The organism is Pseudomonas sp. NPDC086251 (assembly GCF_044746405.1).
Lineage (GTDB): Bacteria > Pseudomonadota > Gammaproteobacteria > Pseudomonadales > Pseudomonadaceae > Aquipseudomonas.
The window spans coordinates 198,344-218,089 of record NZ_JBIVBY010000003.1; the positions used below are offsets into that span (position 1 = coordinate 198,344).

Here is a 19,746-nt window from a genome sequence, read left to right on the forward strand (position 1 = left end):
TCATACGCCCGCAGGCGCTTCACGCCTTGTCCACTGCCGTGGCCCGGGCGGCCGGCAAGGTGAAACCGGACACCGAACGCCGCAGCTGGCTGGCCATTTTCGCCAGGTTGCCGATGCTCTCGGCGGTGGCGGTCGAGCCTGACGAGGTCTGCGAAGTGATCTGCTGGATCACGTTCATCGTCAGGGAAATCTGCCCGGCCGAAGACGTCTGTTGCTGCGCTGCATTGGAAATACTCTGGATCAGCGCCGCGAGGGTCTTCGATACCCCTTCGATTTCTTCCAGGGCCACTCCGGCATCCTGCGCCAGACGCGCGCCGCGCACCACTTCGGTGGTGGTCTGCTCCATGGAAATCACCGCTTCGTTGGTGTCGGTCTGAATCGCCCGCACCAGGGTTTCGATCTGCCGGGTCGCGGCGGATGAGCGCTCGGCCAGGCGCTGCACTTCGTCGGCCACCACCGCAAAACCGCGCCCGGCATCACCGGCCATCGAGGCCTGGATCGCCGCGTTGAGCGCGAGAATATTGGTTTGATCGGCAATGTCATCGATCAGGCTGACAATGTCGCCGATTTCCTGAGAAGACTCACCCAGGCGCTTGATGCGTTTGGCCGTGTCCTGAATCTGCTCGCCGATATTGTCCATCCCGTGAATGGTGTTGTGCACCACCTCGTTGCCTTTGTTGGCGATCTCCACGGAGCGCTCGGCCACCGCCGAGGATTCGGCCGCATTGGCGGACACCTGGTCGATGGACTGGGCCATGTCGTTGATCGCGGTGGAGGCTTCGGAAATCTGTTGCGCCTGATGCTCCGAGGCCTGGGCCAGGTGCATCGCGGTGGCCTGGGTTTCCTGCACGGCGGCGGCGACCTGGCCGGCGGTGAGGTTGATGGTCGCCACCAGATCGCGCAATTGGTCCACGGAATAGTTGATCGAGTCGGCGATGGTCCCGGTGAAGTCTTCGGTCACCGAGGCGGTGACGGTGAGGTCGCCGTCGGCCAGGTCCTCGATTTCGTCGAGCAGGCGCATGATCGCGTTCTGGTTGCGTTCGTTCTTCTCGGCGGTCTCGCGTAACTGGCGATTGGTTTCGCGCACCATCACCAGGCCGATCAGGATGATCGACATCAGCGCCGCCAGGCCCAGCACATAGCCGCCAATGGTGTCGGTATTGCGCCCGCCGGCGAGGTTTTCGAAACCGATGGCCAGGTGCGAGGCTTCGTCGAGCAGGGTTTGTGACAAGGTGAAAATGTTGCTGGCCGATTCGCGAACCTTGAACAGCTCCGGCGAGGTTTCGAGGATTTCATCCACCGACCCGGACACGAATTCGAACAGCTCGGAAATCTCGGTCAAGCGGGCGCGGGCATCGCGGTCTTCAACCTGGCTGACCCTTAGCGCTGTATTGCCCTGCAGCATGCCGTTGAGCACCTGGCCGAAACGCGCGGCGTCGCGCCCGAAGGCGTCGGCGGCCTGTTGCGAGTTTTCGTCGCCGGACAACACGGTGTTCACCGCGCCGAGAATCCGTTCGGCCAGCAGCGACTGGCGCTGGGCCATCGCCACCTGGGCTGCCGGTGCACCACGTTGCAGGAGGATTTCGACGACTTTTTCGTACTCGACCTGCAACTGCGGCACGGTTTCGGCCAGGGTCGCGGCGACTTGATGCAGGGACAGCACGGTCTGTTCGCTGGAGAGGATCGCGTCAGTGTTTTTCAGCAGGCGCTCCCAATCCAGCTGCACGGCGCGCATTTCCGGGCGCACGGTGGACGGTGCCGGCGGCAGGCCCGTGGACGGATCGCCCTTCTTCAGATAACCCCAGCGCTGGGCAAAATCATTGCGCGCATCGCTCAGCAACTTGAACGCCGCCGCTTTGCCGGCAGCGGCTTCGGTGGCGTTCTTGGCAATGCGCTGGGACAACACGCGCAGCTCACCGGCGTGGGCGATGTACTGTTTGTCGTACGTGGCCTGGGTGTTGAGGTAAGCGAAGTTGGCGAACAGCAGCATGATGAAGACGATCAGCGCGATGAACAGCACGATGATCTGCGAGCGGCTGCGCGACCCTTCTGGCTTGCCTGTTTTTGCTTTTATCATCGGTCCTCGCCTAATAACCAACCTTTAGAACCCACCGAAGATCCCTTGTGGGAGCGGGCTTGCTCGCGAATGCGGTCTCTCATTCAACCTCTATGCTGACTGACCCACCGCATTCGCGAGCAAGCCCGCTCCCACATTGGGTCGGTGTCGGGCCAGCTAGACCGCGACGAGCATAAAGCTTTGGGACTGCACCAACGCAAACGGGCTGAACACCTGCCAGCTCTGCTCGCGCTGGAACCGGCCTTTGATGAACGGTGCAATCGGGCCGCCCAGGGTCTCCATGGGTTCAAGACTGTCCTGGGCGAAGTGCTGGAGGCCGAAGACTTCATCGACCATCAGCCCGGCAAACACGTCTTCATGCTCAACCACCAACACCCGCCGCTGCTTGCGCACCGCCGACAGCTCATGACCAAAGAAACCGTACAGGTCCATGATCGGCAACAGCCGCCCGCGCAGGTTGGCCACGCCCTTGACCCAGGGTTTGACCCCCGGCAGCTGGGTGAAACGCGGTTCATGCAACACTTCGCTGACTTCGCCCATGGGCGCGACGTACCAGTGTTCGCCCAAGCGAAAACCGATGCCGCTCCAACTATCCTGCCGGGTCGGCTGGGACGGCAAGTCCGCCGCCAGCAGACGACAGCGCTGGTCGATCTGCAGCAGCAGTTCGAAGGCGGTCAGCGACTCGGTCATGGCCGGACGATCAACCGGCCAGCACGTTGTTCAGGGTCTTGATCAGGGTTTCTTCGTCGACCGGTTTGGTCAGGTAATCCTTGGCGCCCTGGCGCGTGCCCCAGACTTTGTCGGTTTCCTGATCCTTGGTGGTGATGATGATCACCGGGATGTGCCCGGTTTCCGGGTCTTTGGTCAACTGGCGGGTCGCCTGGAAACCGTTGAGGCCGGGCATGACGATGTCCATCAGCACCGCGTCGGGTTTTTCCTGGCGGGCCAGGGCTACGCCGTCGGCGCCGTTTTCGGCTTTCAACACTTCATGACCGTGCTTTTCCAGCATGCCGGTCAGTTTGTACATTTCAGTCGGCGAATCATCGACGATCAGAATACGTGCCATGGTCTTCCCCATTCTTGTCGACGCGGGCCCGCTGGCCGAGCGTCACTGTGCGTGTCCTACTGCGGCAAAACGGCGGCGAAGCCCGGTACATGGGCCTGGATCGCGTTCAGCAGTTCTTCCTTGCTGAAAGGCTTGGTCAAAAACTGGTCGGAGCCGACGATGCGCCCCTTGGCCTTGTCGAACAGCCCGTCCTTGGACGACAGCATAATCACTGGCGTGGACTTGAACGCACTGTTGTTCTTGATTAAAGCGCAGGTCTGATAGCCATCCAGACGCGGCATCATGATGTCGACAAAGATAATGCCGGGATGATGGTCGGCAATCTTCGCCAGCGCATCGAAACCATCGATGGCCGTGATGACTTCACACCCCACATTCTTCAACAGCGTTTCGGCGGTGCGGCGAATCGTCTTCGAATCGTCGATCACCATGACCTTCAAGGCGCTGGAATGCTGTTCCATAAATGCTCTACCGTCGCCTTTGCGAATCAATTTGTCCGTTTGACGGCTCGAAACCCTTGATGATCAAGGGCCAGCGCGACATGGCAGCCTTTTTAGCACAGTCTCCATGTCCAATCTATCGGGGGACCTTCGAGGTGGTTTTTCCTTGACCGGGAACACACTCAGCGCCACTCTGACGCCACTTTTATACGGTCCTTTTGGACTGATCCTCTGTGGGAGCGAGCCTGCTCGCGATGATCGTTAACGATAATGCTGACCGCCTGACACCCCGAGGCGCTCTCAGGTTTATCGCGAGCAGGCTCGCTCCTACAAGTGATCGACATTAGCCCCCCATTTTCGAGGAAAAACCCATGAGCGTTCGCGTCGGGATTGTCATGGATCCTATTGCCGGCATTTCCTATAAAAAGGATAGCTCGCTGGCCATGCTGCTGGCCGCACAGAAGCGCGGCTGGGAACTGTTCTATATGGAACAGAGCGATTTGTACCAGGCTGAAGGTGAAGCCCGGGCGCGGATGCGTCCGCTGAAAGTGTTCGCCAACCCGGAAAAATGGTTCGAGCTGGAAGCCGAGACTGACGCGCTGCTGAGCGATCTGGACGTGATCCTGATGCGCAAGGATCCGCCGTTCGACATGGAGTTCGTCTACTCCACGTACCTGCTGGAACAAGCCGAGCGCGCCGGCGTGCTGGTGGTCAACAAGCCGCAAAGCCTGCGTGACTGCAACGAAAAACTGTTCGCCACGCTGTTCCCGCAGTGCACGCCGCCGACCATCGTCAGCCGTCGCCCGGACGTATTGCGTGAATTCGCCGATCATCACGGCGACGTGATCCTCAAGCCGCTGGACGGCATGGGCGGCTCGTCGATCTTCCGTCACACCGCTGGCCACCCGAACCTGTCGGTAATCCTCGAAACCCTGACCCTGCATGGCAAACAGCAGATCATGATCCAGGGTTACCTGCCAGCCATCGTCGATGGCGACAAGCGCATCCTGATGATCGACGGCGAGCCGGTGGATTACTGCCTGGCGCGGATTCCGGCGGCTGGCGAAACCCGTGGCAACCTCGCGGCCGGTGGCCGTGGCGAAGCGCGTCCGCTGACCGACAAGGATCGCTGGATTGCCGCACAAGTCGGCCCGACCCTGCGTGAGAAGGGCCTGCTGTTTGTCGGTCTCGATGTGATCGGCGAGCACCTGACCGAAATCAACGTCACCAGCCCGACCTGCATTCGCGAGATTGATAATGCGTTCGGCACCGATATTGGCGGGATGCTGATGGATGCCATCGATCAGAAGCTCAAGGCTCGTTGATAAGCCAAACCAACATTGCGTTATCATGCGCGGCCTGTGAAAACGCGATGTTGGTTTCCTTGTTATGACCCTGCCGTCCGATCTGCCCGTTGAACTCGCCCATCGTGGCGTGCGCCCGGCCGATCGCCTCGGTTTTACCCTGTTTCTCGCGGCGCTGATTCACTTGGCCTTGCTGTTGGGCGTCGGCTTTACCATGGTCGAACCCAAGCAGATCAGCAGGACCCTGGAAATCACCCTCGCCACGTTCAAGAGTGAAAAGAAGCCTGAAAAAGCCGATTTCCTCGCTCAGGAAAATCAGCAAGGCAGCGGCACCCTGGATAAAAAGGCAATTCCCAAGACCACCGAGGTCGCGCCCTTCCAGGACAACAAGGTGCAGAAAGTCACGCCACCGCCGGCCGCCAAGCCTGAAGTGCAGGAAGCCGCGCCCAAGGCTGCCGTGACGACCGTCGCGCCGAAGCCGAAAAAAGCCGCCGCCAAAACCGAAGAACCCAAGCCCGTCAACAAACCTGCCGTAGCAGCGCCGACCTTCGACGCCGAACAGCTGTCCAGCGACATCGCCAGCCTGGAAGCGGAACTGGCCAATGAACAGCAGCTGTACGCCAAGCGACCGCGCATCCACCGTCTGAGCGCGGCGTCGACCATGCGCGACAAGGGCGCCTGGTACAAAGACGAATGGCGCAAGAAGGTCGAGCGTATCGGCAACCTCAATTACCCCGACGAAGCGCGGCGCAAACAGATCTACGGCAATTTGCGCCTGATGGTCTCGATCAACCGCGATGGCTCGCTATATGAAGTGCTGGTGCTCGAGTCCTCCGGGCAACCGCTGCTGGATCAGGCGGCGCAGCGGATCGTCAGGCTGGCGGCGCCGTTTTCGCCGTTTACCGGGGACTTGTCGGACATCGACCGGCTGGAAATCATCCGCACCTGGAAGTTTGCGCGTGGGGACAGACTCTCCAGTAATTGATCGATGTGTGGTGACTGGGCCGACGCCTTCGCGGGCAAGCCTCGCTCCTACACAGACGCCGTGTTCCTGTAGGAGCGAGGCTTGCCCGCGAAGAGGCCCTCAAGCAAACCCGATCAAAAAGGCAACCGCGCGGGCATTTCCTGTGCATCCCCAGCTTGTCAGTTCGTCCCTCCAACGCCACACTAGCGCTCATGAAGAACGTCAGCCCCAGCTACCTCAAGCATCACTTCCTGATCGCCATGCCGCACATGGTCGACCCGAACTTTGCGCACACCTTGACCTACATCGTCGAGCACACGGCCAATGGTGCCATGGGGCTCGTGGTCAACCGTCCGCAGGACCTGAACCTGGCCGATATTCTCGAGCAACTGCGCCCCGATATCGAACCGCCGATGCTCTGCCAGCATGTGCCGATCTTTATTGGCGGCCCGGTGCAGACCGATCGCGGGTTTGTCCTGCATCCCTCCGGCAAGAGCTTTCAGGCGACCGTTGATCTGGAAGGCGAGTTGTCCCTGTCGACCTCCCAGGACGTGCTGTTTGCCATCGCCGACGGCGTCGGCCCAGCCAAAAGCCTGATCGCCCTCGGCTATGCCGGTTGGGAACCCGGGCAGCTTGAAGCCGAACTGACCCAGAACGCCTGGCTGACCTGCCCGTTCGACGCCGACATCCTGTTCAACACCAGCAGCGAACTGCGCCTCGAAGCGGCGGCCAAGCACCTGGGCGTCAACCTCAGCCTGCTCACCAGCCAGGCGGGGCACGCCTGATGGCCCTGCGGTTGATCCTGGGTTTCGATTACGGCACCAAACAGATCGGCGTGGCGGTCGGCCAGGTCATTACCGGCCAGGCCCGCGAGCTGTGCACCTTGAAGGCACAAAACGGCATTCCCGACTGGAACCAGGTCGAAGCCCTGATTAAAGAGTGGAAACCCGACGCCGTGGTGGTCGGCCTGCCGTTGAACATGGACGGCACACCGAGCGACATGTGCCTGCGCGCGGAAAAATTCGCCCGCCGCCTGAACGGCCGCTACAACCTGCCCTTCTATACCCACGACGAACGCCTGACCACCTTCGAGGCCAAGGGCGAGCGGCGTGACCGTGGCGGGCAGAAAGGCAGTTACCGCGACAACCCGGTCGACGCCATCGCGGCCGCCCTGCTCCTGCAAGGCTGGCTCGACGAAAACACCGCACTGTTTGAATCCTGAAGAGCCGTCACGGCGTCTCTCTTAGCTACAACCCGAGCCAACCCCCGCACGCACCGGCTCGGGCCCAAGAAGGAGCAACCATGAGCCTGCCCAATCCCGCCGAACTGATCAGCCAGATGGCGATCCGTCTCAAGGCACACCTGGAACACCGTGGCATCAGCGAACCGCGCTACATCGGTATTCGTACCGGTGGCGTCTGGGTCGCCCAGGCCTTGCTCGATGAACTGGGCAGCGATTCGCCCCTGGGCACGCTGGACGTGTCCTTCTACCGCGACGATTTCAGCCAGAACGGCCTGCACCCGCAAGTGCGCCCCTCGGCGCTGCCGTTCGAGATCGAAGGCCAGCACCTGGTGCTGATCGACGACGTGCTGATGAGCGGCCGGACCATCCGCGCCGCCCTCAACGAACTCTTCGACTACGGCCGCCCGGCCAGCGTAACGCTGGTGTGCCTGCTGGACCTCGACGCCGGCGAGCTGCCGATCCGCCCGAACGTGGTGGGCGCGACCCTGTCACTGGCGGCCCACGAGCGCGTGAAGCTCTCCGGCCCGGAGCTCAAGCTCGAACTGCAAGACCTCGCCCTTTAATTCGCCCTATTGAGAGTCCCCCTCGCGATGACGCCTCTAGAAACCAAGCGCCCGCTGCAGCTCAATGATCAGGGCCAGCTGCGCCACTTCCTCTCGCTCGACGGTTTGCGCCGCGAGCTGCTGACGGAAATCCTCGACACCGCCGACTCGTTCCTCGAAGTCGGCGCCCGGGCGGTGAAGAAGGTCCCGTTGCTGCGCGGCAAGACCGTGTGCAACGTGTTCTTCGAGAACTCCACCCGCACCCGCACCACCTTCGAGCTGGCGGCCCAGCGCCTGTCGGCCGACGTGATCACCCTGAACGTGTCGACCTCGTCGGCAAGCAAGGGCGAAACCCTGCTTGACACCCTGCGCAACCTCGAAGCCATGGCGGCCGACATGTTTGTCGTGCGCCACGGTGATTCCGGCGCGGCGCACTTCATCGCCGAGCATGTGTGCCCGCAAGTGGCGATCATCAACGGCGGCGACGGCCGTCACGCGCACCCGACCCAGGGCATGCTCGACATGCTGACGATTCGTCGGCACAAGGGCGGCTTCGAAAATCTCTCGGTGGCCATCGTTGGCGACATCCTGCACTCGCGGGTGGCGCGCTCGAACATGCTCGCGCTGAAAACCCTCGGTTGCCCGGACATCCGCGTGATCGCGCCGAAAACCCTGCTGCCGATCGGCATCGAGCAATACGGCGTGAAGGTCTACACCGACATGGCCGAAGGCCTGAAAGACGTCGACGTGGTGATCATGCTGCGCCTGCAGCGTGAACGCATGACCGGCGGCCTGCTGCCGAGCGAAGGCGAGTTCTACCGCCTGTTCGGCCTGACCACCGCGCGCCTGGCCGGGGCCAAGCCGGATTGCATCGTCATGCACCCGGGGCCGATCAACCGTGGCGTGGAGATTGAGTCGGCGGTGGCCGACGGCCCGCACTCGGTGATCCTCAATCAGGTCACCTATGGCATCGCGATTCGTATGGCCGTGCTGTCCATGGCCATGAGCGGGCAGACTGCCCAGCGCCAATTCGAGCAGGAGAACGCCCAGTGAAGCTCAGCATTCTCGGCGCACGCGTTATCGATCCAACCTCCGGTCTGGATAAAGTCACCGACATCCATATTGAAGCCTGCAAGATCATCGCCCTGGGCGCCGCCCCGGCCGGTTTTGTCGCCGTCGATACTATCGACGCCAAAGGCCTGGTGGCCGCACCTGGGCTGGTTGACCTGAACGTCGCCCTGCGCGAGCCCGGTTACAGCCGCAAAGGCTCGATCGCCAGTGAAACCCGCGCCGCCGCCGCTGGCGGTGTCACCAGCCTGTGCTGCCCGCCGAAAACCAAACCGGTGCTGGACACCTCGGCCGTGGCCGAACTGATCCTCGACCGCGCGCGCGAAGCCGGCAACACCAAAGTCTTCCCGATCGGCGCCCTGAGCAAAGGCCTGGACGGCGAACAGCTGGCAGAGCTCGTGGCACTGCGCGATGCCGGCTGCGTGGCCTTCGGCAACGGCCTGGAAAGCTTCCGCAACACCCGCACGCTGTGCCGGGCGCTGGAGTACGCAGCGACGTTCGACCTGACGGTGATTTTCAATTCGCAGGACCATGACCTGGCCGAAGGTGGCCTGGCCCACGAAGGCCCGACGGCAAGTTTCCTCGGTTTGCCGGGCATTCCAGAGACTGCTGAAACCGTGGCTTTGGCCCGGGATCTGCTGCTGGTCGAGCAAAGTGGCGTACGTGCGCACTTCAGCCAGCTCACCAGCGCGCGCGGCGTGGCCCTGATCGCTCAGGCCCAGGCGCGTGGGCTGCCGGTGACTGCCGATGTGGCGTTGTATCAGCTGATCCTGACCGACGAAGCGCTGATCGACTTCAGCAGCCTCTATCACGTCCAGCCGCCGCTGCGCACCCGCGCCGACCGCGATGGCCTGCGTGCAGCGGTGAAGTCGGGCGTGGTCTCGGCCATTTCCAGCCATCACCAGCCCCACGAGCGGGACGCCAAACTGGCACCGTTCGGTGCCACCGAGCCGGGCATCAGCAGTGTTGAACTGCTGCTGCCGCTGGCGATGACACTGGTAGAAGACGGTTTACTGGACCTGCCGACGCTGCTGGCGCGTCTCAGCGCTGGACCTGCCGAGGCCTTGCGCCTGCCGGCGGGCAAATTGGCGGTGGGCGGTGCGGCGGACATCGTGCTGTTCGACCCTGCGACTTCGACCGTGGCCGGTGAAACCTGGCTGTCCAAGGGTGAGAACTGCCCGTTCATTGGGCATAGCCTGCCGGGTGTGGTGCGTTACACGCTGGTGGATGGGCGGATCAGCCACCAGGCTTAAGACCGAGTTGCCTGCATTCGCGAGCAAGCCCGCTCCCACATTTAACCGAGTTCCCCCATAGGAATGCGGTCGAATGTGGGAGCGGGCTTGCTCGCGATGGCTTACTGGAAGGCGCCTCTATTCTGCGCATTGCGAATAGAAACCTGGTCATTCAACGTCCAGAAGTCATACAGCACCCCGACAAAGAACAACCCGCCCGTCACCAGGTACAGCAACCCGCTGATCCATTTCCCCTGATACATCCGGTGTACGCCGAACACCCCAAGAAACGTCAGCAGAATCCAGGCAACGTTGTATTCGATAGGTCCGGCGGTAAAACGCAGGTCGGCTTCACGGTCCATGGCCGGGATCAGAAACAGGTCGATCAGCCATCCGATGCCCATCAAGCCAAACGTGAAGAACCAGATCGTCCCGGTCACTGGCTTGCCGTAATAGAAGCGATGGGCCCCGGTAAAACCGAGAATCCACAGCAGGTAACCAATCACTTTACTGTGCGTATCTTGGTGCGAAACAGGGTGTTGATAGGTGTTCATGAAGGACCTCGATTCACACGATAGATAAATATTCTTGAATTCTTTGTGACTTTTTTACAGGTGGCCGACGTATGGCATCTGCTACCTTGTGTCCCGTCAAAGCCTTATACCACCTGACTTCTGTCGGACAATTGCGTCAATTTTCAGCTTATTTGGTTCCGTTGCCCGAAAGTTGAATCGACCAACGGCCTCGGAAGGGCCAAAAAAGCTGTTATAAAGTTGCGCGCTAACCTATATGAGCCTTGCCTAATGCGTCCATTTTTCAAGACATGGCTAACCATTTGCCTTTTGATGCCACTGGCCGCCCACGCCACCAATCGTGAGCAACGTCTTCCAAACGTTAATGGTTACACCCCAAAATCCCATGTATCTGTTCCTTCGAGCAAATACAAATCGACCGTAAAACGCTCCACTCGACTGAGCAGCGTCAGCAATGCCAGCAGCAAGCTTGTTCCGCCGATGGCGAACAAGGAAAGCAGCAACGTGTTGAGCCGTGCCGTGAATGTCCTCGGTACGCCTTACCGTTGGGGCGGCAGCAGCCCAAGCAAAGGCTTCGATTGCAGCGGCCTGGTGAAATACGCGTTCAATGACGCCACGTTCGACCTGCCACGCACGTCCAACGCAATGGCCAGCGGCCATGGCACGAAAGTCGATCGTAACGACCTGAAGCCGGGCGACCTGATTTTCTTCAACATCAAGAGCCGTCGGGTCAATCATGTTGCTATTTACCTGGGCAACGACCGCTTTATCCACGCACCGCGTCGTGGCAAGTCGGTGACCATCGACACCCTGAAGAAACCGTACTGGGAAAGCCACTACGTGGTTGCCAAGCGGGTGCTGCCGAAAGAGCAGAACGCCATACAGGTTGTTCAGCGCTGATTCGAAGCGCCGGGTGCTGACCCGGCATCTGTTTCGATCATGACGGCCTCTTCGCGAGCAAGCCCGCTCCCACATTTGACCGAGTTCCCCCTTGGGACTGCGGTTAAATGTGGGAGCGGGCTTGCTCGCGAAGGCGTCTTTGGAAGCGCTACAAATCCCCTCAGAAATTATCCGGCGAGCGCGCCTTCTCCCGCGCATGATCCCGGCTGATCAAGCCCTTGGTCACCAGCTCCTTCAAGCACATGTCCAGCGTCTGCATCCCCAGGTTCCCGCCGGTTTGAATCGACGAGTACATCTGCGCCACTTTGTCTTCGCGGATCAGGTTACGGATCGCCGACGTGCCGAGCATGATTTCATGCGCCGCGATCCGCCCACCGCCGACCTTCTTCACCAGCGCCTGGGAAACCACCGCCAGCAGTGACTCGGAAAGCATCGAACGCACCATCGACTTCTCGTCCCCCGGAAACACATCCACCACCCGGTCGATGGTTTTCGCCGCCGACGTGGTGTGCAGCGTGCCAAACACCAAATGGCCAGTCTCGGCAGCGGTCAACGCCAGGCGAATCGTCTCGAGGTCGCGCATTTCCCCCACCAGAATCACGTCCGGGTCTTCCCGCAGGGCCGAGCGCAGGGCCGTGGCGAAGCTGCGGGTATCGCGATGGACTTCGCGCTGGTTGATCAGGCATTTGCGCGATTCGTGGACGAACTCGATCGGGTCTTCGATGGTGAGGATGTGGTGATGGCGATGGTTGTTCAGGTGATCGATCATCGCCGCCAGGGTGGTGGACTTGCCGGACCCGGTCGGGCCCGTGACCAACACCAGCCCACGGGGCGATTCGGTAATCTTGCGAAACACTTCGCCCATGCCCAGGTCGTCCAGGCTCAGGACCTTGGACGGAATGGTGCGGAACACCGCCCCCGCGCCGCGATTCTGGTTGAACGCGTTAACCCGAAAGCGCGCGATGCCGGGCACTTCGAAGGAAAAATCAGTTTCCAGGTGCTTCTCGAATTCCACCCGCTGGGTGTCGTTCATGATGTCGTAAATCAGCGCCTGCACCTGCTTGTGCTCCAGCGCCGGCAAATTGATCCGCCGCACATCGCCATCCACCCGAATCATCGGGGGCAGGCCGGCGGACAGGTGCAAGTCGGACGCGCCCTGTTTAGCGCTGAAAGCCAGCAGCTCAGTGATATCCATAGCGTTCCTCAATTCCAGTAGAATGCCGCGAACCTTCAGACCGCTGGCGCCTCTTGATGTCCACGATAGCAGACAACATCGCACAGGTTAGTTCGCGCATACATGCCGCAACACTCGCCGCCCACCGCGACGAACACAGTGTCCAATTGCTCGCCGTGAGCAAGACCAAGCCCGCCGAGGCCTTGCGTGAAGCCTACGCCGCCGGGCTCCGCGACTTTGGCGAGAACTATCTGCAGGAGGCCCTGGGCAAACAGCTCGAATTGGCCGACCTGCCCTTGATCTGGCACTTCATCGGCCCCATTCAATCGAACAAGACTCGCGCTATCGCCGAGCATTTCGCCTGGGTGCATTCCGTGGACCGCTTGAAAATCGCACAACGCCTGTCCGAACAACGTCCCGTCGATTTGCCGCCCTTGAACATTTGCATCCAGGTCAACGTCAGCGGTGAAGCCAGCAAGTCCGGCTGCACCCCGGCCGATCTGCCGGCCCTGGCCAGCGCCATCAGCGAATTGCCGCGCATCAAGCTGCGCGGGTTGATGGCGATCCCTGAACCGACTGACGATCGCGCCGCCCAGGATGCCGCTTTTGCTGCTGTACAAAGCCTGCAAGCCAGCCTGAACCTGCCGCTCGACACACTTTCCATGGGCATGAGCCACGACCTCGAGTCGGCCATCGCCCAAGGCGCCACCTGGGTCCGTATCGGTACGGCCCTGTTTGGCGCCCGCGACTACGGCCAGCCATAAACATGGCTGACTTACCTCTCTATAAGGACCTGACATGAGCAAGACTCGTATTGCCTTTATCGGTGCCGGCAACATGGCCGCCAGCCTGATCGGCGGCCTGCGCGCCAAAGGTCTGGACGCCGCGCAGATCCGCGCCAGCGATCCAGGCGCTGAAACCCGCGCCAAAGTGAAGGCTGAACACGGTATCGAGGTGTTCGCCGACAACGCCGAAGCCATCCAGGACGCCGACGTCGTCGTACTGGCGGTCAAACCCCAGGCGATGAAAGCCGTGTGCGAAGCGATTCGCCCAAGCCTCAAGCCGAATCAACTGGTGGTGTCGATTGCTGCCGGCATCACCTGCGCCAGCATGAACAACTGGCTGGGCGCCCAACCGATCGTGCGTTGCATGCCCAACACCCCGGCGCTGCTGCGTCAGGGCGTCAGCGGTTTGTACGCCACGGCCGAAGTGAACGCCGAGCAACGCCAGCAGGCGCAGGAGCTGTTGTCCGCCGTCGGCATCGCGCTGTGGCTGGATGAAGAGCAGCAACTGGATGCGGTCACCGCCGTGTCCGGCTCGGGCCCGGCGTACTTCTTCCTGCTGATCGAAGCCATGACCGCTGCTGGCGTGAAGCTCGGCCTGCCGGCAGACGTCGCCGCGCAGTTGACCCTGCAAACCGCGTTGGGCGCCGCGCACATGGCCGTCGCCAGTGACGTCGATGCGGCCGAATTGCGTCGTCGCGTGACATCGCCTGCGGGCACCACGGAAGCTGCAATCAAGTCGTTCCAGGCCGGGGGCTTCGAAGCCCTTGTAGAAAAAGCACTCGGCGCCGCGGCTCACCGCTCGGCCGAGATGGCTGAACAACTTGGTCGCTAATCAGCTCTTACAAAGGAATCAATGATGCTCGGACTCAATGACGCTGCCATTTTCATCATTAAAACCCTAGGCAGCCTATACCTGCTGATCGTGCTGATGCGCTTCATCCTGCAACTGGTCAGGGCGAACTTCTACAACCCGCTCTGCCAGTTCATCGTCAAAGCCACGCAACCGTTGCTCAAGCCTCTGCGCCGGGTGATCCCGAGCATGTTCGGGCTGGACATGTCATCGCTGGTACTGGCGCTGATCATCCAGATGCTGTTGATAGCGGTCATCCTGCTGCTCAAAGGCTTCATGGTCGACTGGCTGTTCCTGGTGCCGTGGGCCCTGATCGCGCTCTTCTCGCTGTTTTTGAATATTATTTTCTGGGCGATGATCATCAGCGTGATTCTGTCGTGGGTCGCACCGGGCAGCCACAATCCGGGCGCCGAACTGGTCGCGCAGATTACTGAACCGGTACTCGCGCCGTTCCGCCGGATCATTCCGAACCTGGGCGGCCTCGATATCTCGCCGATCTTCGCGTTTATCGTGATCCAGCTGCTGCAAAGCTGGCTGATCCCGCGTCTGGCGTACTTCGCCCTCATGCCCAACGGCTTGCTCGGGCTGATCTGACCCGGTGAGCTACTTTCGCTGGGACGGTGACGACTTGATTCTGGAATGTCACCTGCAACCGGCGGCCCGCAGCGATGATTTCTGCGGGCTGCACGGTGATCGCCTGAAGATCCGCCTGACCGCACCGCCGGTTGAAGGCAAGGCCAATGCCTATCTGATGGCGTTCCTGGCCAAGGCGTTTGGGGTTGCCAAAAGTCAGGTGAGTTTGATCAGTGGTGAGTTGAACCGGCAGAAGCGGGTGCGCATCTGTTCGCCGAAGAAGCTGCCGAATTTGCCCGATCTGGCGCGTCCGGCAGGCTGACCGCGTTATCGTTCTTCGCGGGCAAGCCTCGCTCCTATAGGTATGGGTTAAACGCAACATCGCGCACCACCACAAATCTGTAGGAGCGAGGCTTGCCCGCGAATGCCGCGCCCCGGTCCACCTGAAAAAAATCAGGCCCGGCCTTTGCTTGCCGCTGGCCACACTGGTCTTTAGACTTACGCCTCATTTCAACGAGAGCAGGGTCGATGCCAACTGCCTTTCCCCCCGATTCTGTTGGTCTGGTGACGCCGCAAGTGGCGCACTTCAGCGAACCCCTGGCTCTGGCCTGCGGCCGTTCGCTCCCAGCGTATGACCTGATTTACGAAACCTACGGCACGCTGAACACCACGGCGAGCAACGCCGTGCTGATCTGCCACGCCTTGTCCGGTCACCATCACGCGGCTGGCTTCCACAGCCCCGACGACCGCAAACCCGGCTGGTGGGACAGCTGCATCGGCCCCGGCAAGCCCATCGACACCAACAAGTTCTTCGTGGTCAGCCTGAACAACCTCGGCGGTTGCAACGGCTCCACCGGCCCGAGCAGCATCAACCCGGAAACCGGCAAGCCCTTCGGCGCCGACTTCCCGGTGCTGACCGTGGAAGACTGGGTGCACAGCCAGGCACGCCTGGCGGACCTGCTCGGCATCAGCCAATGGGCTGCGGTCATCGGCGGCAGCCTCGGCGGTATGCAGGCGATGCAGTGGAGCATCACCTACCCGGAACGCATTCGGCACTGCCTGGCCATCGCCTCGGCCCCCAAATTGTCGGCGCAGAACATCGCCTTCAACGAAGTGGCGCGCCAGGCGATCCTCACCGACCCCGAGTTCCACGGCGGTTCGTTCCAGGAGGCCGGGGTGATCCCCAAGCGCGGGCTGATGCTGGCGCGGATGGTCGGGCACATCACGTACCTGTCCGACGACTCCATGGGCGAGAAATTCGGTCGCGGCCTCAAAAGCGAAAAGCTCAACTACGACTTCCACAGCGTCGAGTTCCAGGTTGAAAGCTACCTGCGTTATCAGGGCGAAGAGTTCTCCGGGCGTTTCGACGCCAACACCTACCTGCTGATGACCAAGGCGCTGGACTACTTCGACCCGGCAGCGAACTTCGACGATGACCTGGCGAAAACCTTCGCCGGCGCCACGGCCAAGTTCTGCGTGATGTCCTTCACCACCGACTGGCGCTTCTCCCCTGCCCGCTCGCGGGAACTGGTGGACGCGCTGATGGCGGCCAAGAAAGACGTCTGCTACCTGGAGATCGACGCTCCGCAAGGCCACGACGCCTTCCTGATTCCGATCCCGCGCTATTTGCAGGCGTTCAGCAATTACATGAACCGTATTTCGCTTTGAGGAAGACATGAGAGCCGATCTGGAAATCATCCAGGAATGGATCCCCGCCGGCAGCCGCGTGCTCGACCTCGGCTGCGGTGACGGCGAGTTGCTGACCTGGCTGCGTGACAACAAGCAAGTCACCGGCTATGGCCTGGAAAACGACCCGGACAACATCGCCGAGTGCGTGGCCAAGGGCATCAACGTCATCGAGCAGGACCTGGACAAGGGCCTGGGCAACTTTGCCAGCAACAGCTTCGACGTCGTGGTCATGACCCAGGCGCTGCAAGCCGTGCATTACCCGGACAAGATCCTCGACGAGATGCTGCGCGTGGGCCGCCAGTGCATCATCACCTTCCCCAATTTCGGTCACTGGCGCTGCCGCTGGTACCTGGCGAGCAAGGGCCGCATGCCGGTTTCCGATTTCCTGCCCTACACCTGGTACAACACGCCGAACATCCACTTCTGTACCTTCGCGGACTTTGAAGCGTTGTGCCGCGAACGTGAAGCCAAGGTCATTGATCGGCTTGCCGTGGATCAACAGCACCGCCACGGGTGGGCCAGTAAGCTATGGCCTAATCTATTAGGTGAGATCGGCATTTACCGCGTCAGCAGCCCCGGGCTGCAAGACCACAAGGTCGCGGTCTGAACAGCGACACTTCGAGGAGAACGAACATGGGTCGTCTAGCGCTGCTTTTACTCACTGCCTGCCTGAGCGTCACCGCCATGGCCGCCGACGTCATCAAGGGCGAGCGCCAGGAAACTTTCGGCGACGTGACGGTGCACTACAACACCTTCAACTCCACCTTCCTGACACCCGACATCGCCAAGGCGGCCGGGCTGACACGCAGCAAGAACCAGGGCGTGATCAACGTCTCCGTGCTCAAGGATGGCAAGCCGCAGACCGCTGAAGTCAACGGCACGGTCAAAGACCTCACCAGCCAAAGCGTCTCGCTGAAATTCAAACAGATCACCGAGCAGGGCGCTGTCTACTACATCGCGCAATACCCGGTCGATCAGCAGGAAACCCGGACCTTCCAGATCAACGTGAAGAACGGCGATAAAACCAACACCATCAATTTCAACCAAGAGCTCTTCCCCGGCGAATGATCAATTTCACGCAACTCGTACTGGCCAGCCACAACGCCGGCAAACTCAAGGAACTCCAGGCCATGCTCGGCGAATCGGTGCAACTGCGCTCGATCGGCGAGTTCAGCAGCATCGAGCCTGAAGAAACCGGCCTGTCGTTCGTCGAAAACGCCATCCTCAAGGCCCGTAATGCCGCGCGCATTTCCGGTCTGCCGGCACTGGCTGACGATTCGGGGCTGGCGGTGGATTTCCTTGGCGGTGCGCCGGGCATCTACTCGGCCCGCTACGCCGACGGCAAGGGCGATGCGGCGAACAACGCCAAACTGCTCGACGTGTTGAAAAACGTGCCGGAAGCCGAGCGCGGCGCGCAGTTCGTTTGCGTGCTGGCGCTGGTGCGACACGCCGACGATCCATTGCCGATCCTCTGCGAAGGCCTGTGGCACGGGCGTATCCTGACTCAAGCCAGCGGCGAACACGGTTTTGGCTACGACCCGCTGTTCTGGGTGCCGGAGCGCGATTGTTCCAGCGCCGAGCTGAGCCCGAGCGACAAGAACCTCATCAGCCACCGCGCCCGTGCAATGGATCTGCTGCGCCAGCGTTTGGGCTTGAAATGACCCATGAATCGTCCGCGTCGCCACTGATTTTCGGTGGCGCCGCACAATCGCCTCGGGCGGCCCTGCCTGTGCTGCCGCCCTTGGCGTTGTACATCCACATCCCGTGGTGTGTGCGCAAATGCCCTTATTGCGACTTCAACTCCCACACCGCCAGCCCGGTGCTGCCGGAAGAAGAGTATGTAGACGCGCTGCTCGCCGACCTCGATCAAGACCTGCACGCGGTCTATGGCCGTGAGTTGAGCTCGATTTTCTTTGGTGGCGGCACGCCGAGCCTGTTCAGCGCCGAGGCGTTGGGCCGTTTGCTCAAAGGCGTCGAGCAACGCATCCCGTTTGCCAGCGACATCGAAATCACCCTGGAAGCCAATCCGGGGACGTTCGAGCAGGAGAAGTTCGTCGCTTATCGCAAGCTGGGCATCAATCGCCTGTCGATCGGCATCCAGAGCTTTCAGGAAGAGAAACTCAAGGCCCTCGGTCGAATCCACAACGGTGACGAAGCGGTACGCGCTGCCGGCATGGCCCGTCAGGCCGGGTTCGACAACTTTAACCTCGACCTGATGCACGGTTTGCCCGATCAGTCTCTGGACGATGCCCTGAGCGACCTGCGCCAGGCCATCGCCCTGAAGCCGACGCACTTGTCCTGGTATCAGCTGACCCTGGAGCCGAACACGGTGTTCTGGAACCAGCCACCGACGCTGCCGGAAGACGACATGCTGTGGGACATTCAGGAAGCCGGCCAGGCGCTGCTGGCCGAGCACGGTTACGCGCAATACGAAGTCTCGGCCTACGCCCAGCCCGGTCGTCCGGCGCGGCATAACCTCAATTACTGGAGTTTCGGCGACTTCATCGGCATCGGCGCCGGCGCCCACGGCAAGCTCAGTCATCCGGACGGGCGCATCGTCCGTACCTGGAAGACGCGACTGCCGAAGGATTACCTCAACCCGGCCAAAAGCTTCAAGGCTGGCGAGAAAGCCCTGACCAACGAAGAGATGCCGTTCGAGTTCCTGATGAACGCCTTGCGCCTGACCGAAGGCGTCGAATCACGGCTGTACCCGGAGCGTACCGGTCTGAGCCTGGAAAGCCTTGCCGAAGGCCGCCTCGAAGCCGAACAAAGTGGCTTGTTGCAGGTCGAACCGTCACGTCTGGTGGCCACCGAGCGCGGACAACTCTTCCTCAACGATTTGCTGCAGACATTTCTGAGCTGATTTCAGCCTTAAGGGAAAACGAATGGATTTGATACTCGACCTGCTCGCCACCGCCTCCCGCTGGAGCCGCAGCAACCTGTCGGAAATCGCCCTGGCGCTGGTGGGCTGTCTGCTGGTCCTGTTTGGCGCGGATATCAAAGGCTGGGTCGACGCACGCCTGGGCAGCATCGCCGGCGCCTTGCGCGTCCCGCTGATGGCCCTGCTGTGCATGATCGGCAGCGGCGTGGCGCTGATCTACGCCACCCCGTGGGTGATCAAAGGCCTGAGCCAGTTCAACAACTACAGCCTGGCACCGGTGCTGTTGGTGGTACTGGTGCTGATTGGCGTCGTCGCCGACCGCCGCTGAATCCCAGGCACAAAAAAACCTGTAGGAGCGAGGCTTGCCCGCGAAGGCGTCGTGTCAGTCAATGATGAGGTTGACTGGTACAACGCCTTCGCGGGCA

Annotated in this window: 24 protein-coding genes and 1 pseudogene; 19 read left to right on the forward strand and 6 right to left on the reverse strand. The window is 61.2% G+C overall.

The window, feature by feature from the left end; all coding sequences use genetic code 11:
• Window positions 1–19: 19 nt before the first annotated feature.
• The 4 genes from ACIPL2_RS06630 to pilG form a co-directional block, all read right to left on the reverse strand.
• Window positions 20–2,077 carry a methyl-accepting chemotaxis protein gene (locus tag ACIPL2_RS06630; RefSeq protein WP_401354145.1) on the reverse strand — a complete coding sequence of 686 codons (2,058 nt, stop codon included), beginning with the start codon at window positions 2,075–2,077 and terminating at the stop codon, window positions 20–22.
• A gap of 156 nt (window positions 2,078–2,233) precedes the next feature.
• Window positions 2,234–2,767: a chemotaxis protein CheW gene (locus ACIPL2_RS06635; protein ID WP_401354148.1), complete on the reverse strand. Its 534-nt coding sequence runs from the start codon at window positions 2,765–2,767 to the stop codon at window positions 2,234–2,236.
• A 10-nt stretch (window positions 2,768–2,777) separates the two neighbouring features.
• Window positions 2,778–3,143, reverse strand: coding sequence for a twitching motility response regulator PilH (gene pilH / locus ACIPL2_RS06640; protein WP_008068134.1), 366 nt, complete (start codon window positions 3,141–3,143; stop codon window positions 2,778–2,780).
• A 56-nt stretch (window positions 3,144–3,199) separates the two neighbouring features.
• Window positions 3,200–3,604, reverse strand: a complete 405-nt coding sequence (gene pilG, locus ACIPL2_RS06645) for a twitching motility response regulator PilG (RefSeq protein WP_150711282.1) — start codon at window positions 3,602–3,604, stop codon at window positions 3,200–3,202.
• A 233-nt stretch (window positions 3,605–3,837) separates the two neighbouring features.
• Here pilG and ACIPL2_RS06650 point away from each other — a divergent pair.
• The 8 genes and pseudogenes from ACIPL2_RS06650 to ACIPL2_RS06685 all read left to right on the forward strand — a co-directional run.
• Window positions 3,838–3,915, forward strand: a pseudogene (locus ACIPL2_RS06650) (outer membrane lipoprotein carrier protein LolA); the annotation flags it as partial.
• A gap of 39 nt (window positions 3,916–3,954) precedes the next feature.
• Window positions 3,955–4,908 carry a glutathione synthase gene (gshB, locus tag ACIPL2_RS06655; protein ID WP_401354151.1) on the forward strand — a complete coding sequence of 318 codons (954 nt, stop codon included), beginning with the start codon at window positions 3,955–3,957 and terminating at the stop codon, window positions 4,906–4,908.
• A 64-nt stretch (window positions 4,909–4,972) separates the two neighbouring features.
• Window positions 4,973–5,872 (forward strand): TonB family protein, encoded by a 900-nt coding sequence (locus tag ACIPL2_RS06660; protein WP_401354153.1) that lies wholly within the window; start codon window positions 4,973–4,975, stop codon window positions 5,870–5,872.
• A 191-nt stretch (window positions 5,873–6,063) separates the two neighbouring features.
• Window positions 6,064–6,636 (forward strand): YqgE/AlgH family protein, encoded by a 573-nt coding sequence (locus tag ACIPL2_RS06665; protein WP_401354155.1) that lies wholly within the window; start codon window positions 6,064–6,066, stop codon window positions 6,634–6,636.
• Entirely contained in the window at window positions 6,636–7,073 is a 438-nt protein-coding gene (gene ruvX / locus ACIPL2_RS06670; RefSeq protein ID WP_005792259.1) for a Holliday junction resolvase RuvX, read from the forward strand. Before ACIPL2_RS06665 ends, ruvX begins: the two co-directional genes overlap by 1 nt.
• A gap of 80 nt (window positions 7,074–7,153) precedes the next feature.
• Complete coding sequence (gene pyrR, locus ACIPL2_RS06675) at window positions 7,154–7,657, forward strand: bifunctional pyr operon transcriptional regulator/uracil phosphoribosyltransferase PyrR (RefSeq protein ID WP_059407348.1); 504 nt, start codon at window positions 7,154–7,156, stop codon at window positions 7,655–7,657.
• A 27-nt stretch (window positions 7,658–7,684) separates the two neighbouring features.
• Window positions 7,685–8,689: an aspartate carbamoyltransferase catalytic subunit gene (locus tag ACIPL2_RS06680; protein ID WP_053163287.1), complete on the forward strand. Its 1,005-nt coding sequence runs from the start codon at window positions 7,685–7,687 to the stop codon at window positions 8,687–8,689.
• Window positions 8,686–9,957 (forward strand): dihydroorotase, encoded by a 1,272-nt coding sequence (locus ACIPL2_RS06685; RefSeq protein WP_401354157.1) that lies wholly within the window; start codon window positions 8,686–8,688, stop codon window positions 9,955–9,957. Before ACIPL2_RS06680 ends, ACIPL2_RS06685 begins: the two co-directional genes overlap by 4 nt.
• 101 nt (window positions 9,958–10,058) lie before the next feature.
• Here the strand turns inward: ACIPL2_RS06685 and ACIPL2_RS06690 are convergent, their stop codons facing one another.
• Window positions 10,059–10,490, reverse strand: a complete 432-nt coding sequence (locus ACIPL2_RS06690; RefSeq protein WP_401354160.1) for an NINE protein — start codon at window positions 10,488–10,490, stop codon at window positions 10,059–10,061.
• A 249-nt stretch (window positions 10,491–10,739) separates the two neighbouring features.
• Between ACIPL2_RS06690 and ACIPL2_RS06695 the strand changes: the two genes are divergently transcribed.
• Window positions 10,740–11,369 carry a C40 family peptidase gene (locus tag ACIPL2_RS06695; protein ID WP_401354162.1) on the forward strand — a complete coding sequence of 210 codons (630 nt, stop codon included), beginning with the start codon at window positions 10,740–10,742 and terminating at the stop codon, window positions 11,367–11,369.
• A 160-nt stretch (window positions 11,370–11,529) separates the two neighbouring features.
• Here the strand turns inward: ACIPL2_RS06695 and ACIPL2_RS06700 are convergent, their stop codons facing one another.
• A complete protein-coding gene (locus ACIPL2_RS06700; protein WP_401354164.1) occupies window positions 11,530–12,564 on the reverse strand; it encodes a type IV pilus twitching motility protein PilT in 1,035 nt (344 codons plus the stop codon).
• Window positions 12,565–12,620: 56 nt separating this feature from the next.
• On the opposite strand from ACIPL2_RS06700, the gene ACIPL2_RS06705 reads away from it, so the two are divergent.
• From ACIPL2_RS06705 to ACIPL2_RS06750, 10 genes are all read left to right on the forward strand, one after another.
• Window positions 12,621–13,307 (forward strand): YggS family pyridoxal phosphate-dependent enzyme, encoded by a 687-nt coding sequence (locus tag ACIPL2_RS06705; protein ID WP_401354167.1) that lies wholly within the window; start codon window positions 12,621–12,623, stop codon window positions 13,305–13,307.
• Between the two features lie 34 nt (window positions 13,308–13,341).
• Window positions 13,342–14,160: a pyrroline-5-carboxylate reductase gene (gene proC / locus ACIPL2_RS06710; protein WP_401354170.1), complete on the forward strand. Its 819-nt coding sequence runs from the start codon at window positions 13,342–13,344 to the stop codon at window positions 14,158–14,160.
• Window positions 14,161–14,184: 24 nt separating this feature from the next.
• Complete coding sequence (locus tag ACIPL2_RS06715) at window positions 14,185–14,772, forward strand: YggT family protein (protein WP_401354172.1); 588 nt, start codon at window positions 14,185–14,187, stop codon at window positions 14,770–14,772.
• A 4-nt stretch (window positions 14,773–14,776) separates the two neighbouring features.
• Window positions 14,777–15,073, forward strand: a complete 297-nt coding sequence (locus ACIPL2_RS06720; protein WP_401354174.1) for a DUF167 domain-containing protein — start codon at window positions 14,777–14,779, stop codon at window positions 15,071–15,073.
• A gap of 206 nt (window positions 15,074–15,279) precedes the next feature.
• Window positions 15,280–16,419: a homoserine O-acetyltransferase gene (locus ACIPL2_RS06725; RefSeq protein WP_401354177.1), complete on the forward strand. Its 1,140-nt coding sequence runs from the start codon at window positions 15,280–15,282 to the stop codon at window positions 16,417–16,419.
• A 7-nt stretch (window positions 16,420–16,426) separates the two neighbouring features.
• Complete coding sequence (metW, locus tag ACIPL2_RS06730; protein ID WP_401354180.1) at window positions 16,427–17,047, forward strand: methionine biosynthesis protein MetW; 621 nt, start codon at window positions 16,427–16,429, stop codon at window positions 17,045–17,047.
• A gap of 26 nt (window positions 17,048–17,073) precedes the next feature.
• The gene (locus ACIPL2_RS06735) at window positions 17,074–17,508 is read left to right on the forward strand and encodes a DUF4426 domain-containing protein (RefSeq protein ID WP_401354183.1); all 435 of its coding nucleotides are present in this window, start codon (window positions 17,074–17,076) and stop codon (window positions 17,506–17,508) included.
• Window positions 17,505–18,101 carry an RdgB/HAM1 family non-canonical purine NTP pyrophosphatase gene (rdgB, locus tag ACIPL2_RS06740; RefSeq protein ID WP_401354185.1) on the forward strand — a complete coding sequence of 199 codons (597 nt, stop codon included), beginning with the start codon at window positions 17,505–17,507 and terminating at the stop codon, window positions 18,099–18,101. The genes ACIPL2_RS06735 and rdgB overlap by 4 nt, the downstream gene beginning before the upstream one ends.
• Window positions 18,098–19,303 carry a radical SAM family heme chaperone HemW gene (gene hemW, locus ACIPL2_RS06745; protein ID WP_401354188.1) on the forward strand — a complete coding sequence of 402 codons (1,206 nt, stop codon included), beginning with the start codon at window positions 18,098–18,100 and terminating at the stop codon, window positions 19,301–19,303. The genes rdgB and hemW overlap by 4 nt, the downstream gene beginning before the upstream one ends.
• Before the next feature lie 22 nt (window positions 19,304–19,325).
• Window positions 19,326–19,649: a DUF3392 domain-containing protein gene (locus ACIPL2_RS06750; RefSeq protein ID WP_401354189.1), complete on the forward strand. Its 324-nt coding sequence runs from the start codon at window positions 19,326–19,328 to the stop codon at window positions 19,647–19,649.
• The last annotated feature ends 97 nt before the right edge of the window (window positions 19,650–19,746 follow it).

Coding starts and splice junctions, on each gene's coding strand:
- pilH (WP_008068134.1), bottom strand. CDS start 3,143: ATGGCACGTATTCTGATCGTCGATGATTCGCCGACTGAAATGTACAAA.
- pyrR (WP_059407348.1), top strand. CDS start 7,154: ATGAGCCTGCCCAATCCCGCCGAACTGATCAGCCAGATGGCGATCCGT.
- ACIPL2_RS06750 (WP_401354189.1), top strand. CDS start 19,326: ATGGATTTGATACTCGACCTGCTCGCCACCGCCTCCCGCTGGAGCCGC.
- pilG (WP_150711282.1), bottom strand. CDS start 3,604: ATGGAACAGCATTCCAGCGCCTTGAAGGTCATGGTGATCGACGATTCG.
- ACIPL2_RS06700 (WP_401354164.1), bottom strand. CDS start 12,564: ATGGATATCACTGAGCTGCTGGCTTTCAGCGCTAAACAGGGCGCGTCC.
- ACIPL2_RS06705 (WP_401354167.1), top strand. CDS start 12,621: ATGTCCACGATAGCAGACAACATCGCACAGGTTAGTTCGCGCATACAT.
- proC (WP_401354170.1), top strand. CDS start 13,342: ATGAGCAAGACTCGTATTGCCTTTATCGGTGCCGGCAACATGGCCGCC.
- rdgB (WP_401354185.1), top strand. CDS start 17,505: ATGATCAATTTCACGCAACTCGTACTGGCCAGCCACAACGCCGGCAAA.
- ACIPL2_RS06690 (WP_401354160.1), bottom strand. CDS start 10,490: ATGAACACCTATCAACACCCTGTTTCGCACCAAGATACGCACAGTAAA.
- ACIPL2_RS06635 (WP_401354148.1), bottom strand. CDS start 2,767: ATGACCGAGTCGCTGACCGCCTTCGAACTGCTGCTGCAGATCGACCAG.
- ACIPL2_RS06665 (WP_401354155.1), top strand. CDS start 6,064: ATGAAGAACGTCAGCCCCAGCTACCTCAAGCATCACTTCCTGATCGCC.
- hemW (WP_401354188.1), top strand. CDS start 18,098: ATGACCCATGAATCGTCCGCGTCGCCACTGATTTTCGGTGGCGCCGCA.
- ACIPL2_RS06630 (WP_401354145.1), bottom strand. CDS start 2,077: ATGATAAAAGCAAAAACAGGCAAGCCAGAAGGGTCGCGCAGCCGCTCG.
- ruvX (WP_005792259.1), top strand. CDS start 6,636: ATGGCCCTGCGGTTGATCCTGGGTTTCGATTACGGCACCAAACAGATC.
- ACIPL2_RS06680 (WP_053163287.1), top strand. CDS start 7,685: ATGACGCCTCTAGAAACCAAGCGCCCGCTGCAGCTCAATGATCAGGGC.
- ACIPL2_RS06725 (WP_401354177.1), top strand. CDS start 15,280: ATGCCAACTGCCTTTCCCCCCGATTCTGTTGGTCTGGTGACGCCGCAA.
- ACIPL2_RS06660 (WP_401354153.1), top strand. CDS start 4,973: ATGACCCTGCCGTCCGATCTGCCCGTTGAACTCGCCCATCGTGGCGTG.
- gshB (WP_401354151.1), top strand. CDS start 3,955: ATGAGCGTTCGCGTCGGGATTGTCATGGATCCTATTGCCGGCATTTCC.
- ACIPL2_RS06735 (WP_401354183.1), top strand. CDS start 17,074: ATGGGTCGTCTAGCGCTGCTTTTACTCACTGCCTGCCTGAGCGTCACC.
- ACIPL2_RS06715 (WP_401354172.1), top strand. CDS start 14,185: ATGCTCGGACTCAATGACGCTGCCATTTTCATCATTAAAACCCTAGGC.
- ACIPL2_RS06695 (WP_401354162.1), top strand. CDS start 10,740: ATGCGTCCATTTTTCAAGACATGGCTAACCATTTGCCTTTTGATGCCA.
- metW (WP_401354180.1), top strand. CDS start 16,427: ATGAGAGCCGATCTGGAAATCATCCAGGAATGGATCCCCGCCGGCAGC.